At 44.4% G+C, this 2,165-nt stretch carries 1 protein-coding gene; it reads right to left on the bottom strand.

Annotation, left to right across the window (positions count from 1 at the left end; genetic code table 11):
* A partial coding sequence (locus BG32_RS07400) for a hypothetical protein (protein WP_121526633.1) occupies window positions 1-2,165 on the bottom strand: 2,165 nt, incomplete at both ends.

Genomic DNA, 2,165 nt, shown 5'->3' with positions numbered 1-2,165 from the left:
GTATAGAGAGAAAACGGTCGATGGCAGTTTGTACTGATCATCCTTCTTAGAAATTGAGTATTTCTTTGAAAGATCATATGGAGCCAGGCAGGCTGCACTTAACTGGTTCGTTGCTCTCAACCAAACGGGGTGTGTACGTGTTACCTCCCCCGTCTGCCAGCCCCAATTGTCTCCTTCAGCATTGTCGCCCTTGTTTGTAAGTATAAGCCTGCAACTGTATCTTCCGGAGGTCTCCCTGTTTGTTCCGTCGACTACTACTGCGTCGAATGGGGAATAGCTCCACTCAGGAATGAAGAGTATCCACGTCTTTTCATAGTAGTTGTGCCCTTCTATCTTCATGTACTTGTTCAAAGGAAAACTCAAAACACCCACGTAATCGTGGTCTGCAATGTTATGGCTCCTCCCGTAGGTTATCTGCCGCTCAGCTCCGTTTATGCGCATCGAAGGCATATATGCAGATATTGCCAGTGATTGGACTTGAGCACTTTCAGAATTAATACTCAGCGAATAGTTTGATTCGTCAAGATATTCAGGAGCAATTAGCTGATCGTTGACAATGTTCTTGTGGACATCCTCAAACAACGTGTGAGTATATGAGGTTCCCGGAACATTGCTGTTTGTGCTCCTCGATATTGAGTACCTTCCATCCTCGAGATTCTCGAAAACGTAGCGTCTTACAATTACTCCGGGTTCCTTTGATTTTTCTGCGTCCTGGTAGGTGAAAGAGAACTTGTGGAGAGTTCCCAGCGGACTAGCGGCTTCTATTGCCTCGTCAACCCCCATGAGCTGAATCTGCTGATTATCGAGAGTTAACTTCACGCCGCCAGTAGAATCATTGAACATAGAATAAACCTTGTCCAAGAAACCGAATGCGAGCTTCATCCCCTGGGGAATTTCACCGTCCACAGAGACGTCCATGGTCTCCCCACTATTCCAAAAAAGACGCACGACAATGCCGCTGTCTTTCCCGAGTGCTTTCAAAGCTGCATCATCTGCCTGATTGTAGAACCATATATCATCAGCATTGTACGCGGGTTGTATCAAAAGGCTATCCCCACCGATGGCATAAGTAACAAATACCTCTAGCCACTTCCAGAATTCCTCTACTTCTGCCGCTAAATAGGAATTGTAGTTCTCGAAGTGAAGTTCTGCTAGATTACTGCCCCTGTTGTGCTCGTACTCTGTAAGCAGGTTGAGAGCGTACAGCTGGCGAGTTGTCATTGCCTTGAATAGATTTATGTATGTATTTACATAGTCAGTGAAGATCTCCGAGTCGGACGAACAACGTTTGTAGAATCCGAGGCCTCCTTTCGCAGCCTCGTCGATATGCTTTCCGCTTCTTAGAAGATTCAGAGCGTTGGTCACATACAACTCGAAAATCGATTTGTAACTCGTTTCAGCAGTTCCACCAACAATTACTTTCTTGATGTTAAGCATTACCTGATCAAGCTTGCTTTCGTTTATCTCTTCCATAAGTTCTTGAATGCTTATATCTGTGGAGTGAGTTGCTTCAAGTGTGGTTATGTAGAGATATTTGTTTTGGCAGGCTTCTACAGGTGTGAAGTAGTCCTGATCGATCGTCCTTATGTAAGTGTCATAGTATTGTTCGTCGAGCTTTTCGAGTACTTCCTGAATCTCCGTGTCAATTACTTCCAACTTACTGGAGACGTCGTCAAGTTTTTCGTTCACTTCTCTGATTTGATCAAGAATCTCCTTTATCTCTTCCTCGTTACCATCTCCAAGACCGAAAAGGCTTTTCAGAATCCAGGAAAAGGCCTTGTCTTTGGCCTTATCATAGATCGTACCTCCGATCTCCTTTAGAAGTTCTTTCAGAATATCGGATATTCCCAGTCCGAGAGTCGGTTCCACACCAAAATCGAAGGCTGTTCCTTCATCAATGGCTTCTACTAGGCTAATTACGAAAGCCTTATAGTTGCCTCCAAATTGCTCTTCCACGAATGAAACAAGTCTCTTCATTGAAAAGTATGAAGTCTCGAACGAAGGATGGATCTGACTGAGAAGATTAACTCCATCGGGAATATTGAATGCTCCCCGAATTTCCTGCAAGGCCTCTGCGTAACTGATACCTCTTTTGAACATGTAGGCAGTGAAAAGAGAAGTCAAGGGATTTACGGGAATCAGCTCAGTCCTGAATGATTCTTCTA

It is taken from the genome of Mesotoga sp. HF07.pep.5.2.highcov (genome assembly GCF_003666285.1).
Classification (GTDB): Bacteria; Thermotogota; Thermotogae; order Petrotogales; family Kosmotogaceae; genus Mesotoga; species Mesotoga prima.
The sequence above is the reverse complement of the archived record's forward strand: the minus strand, read 5'-3'. Positions and strand labels throughout refer to the sequence as shown.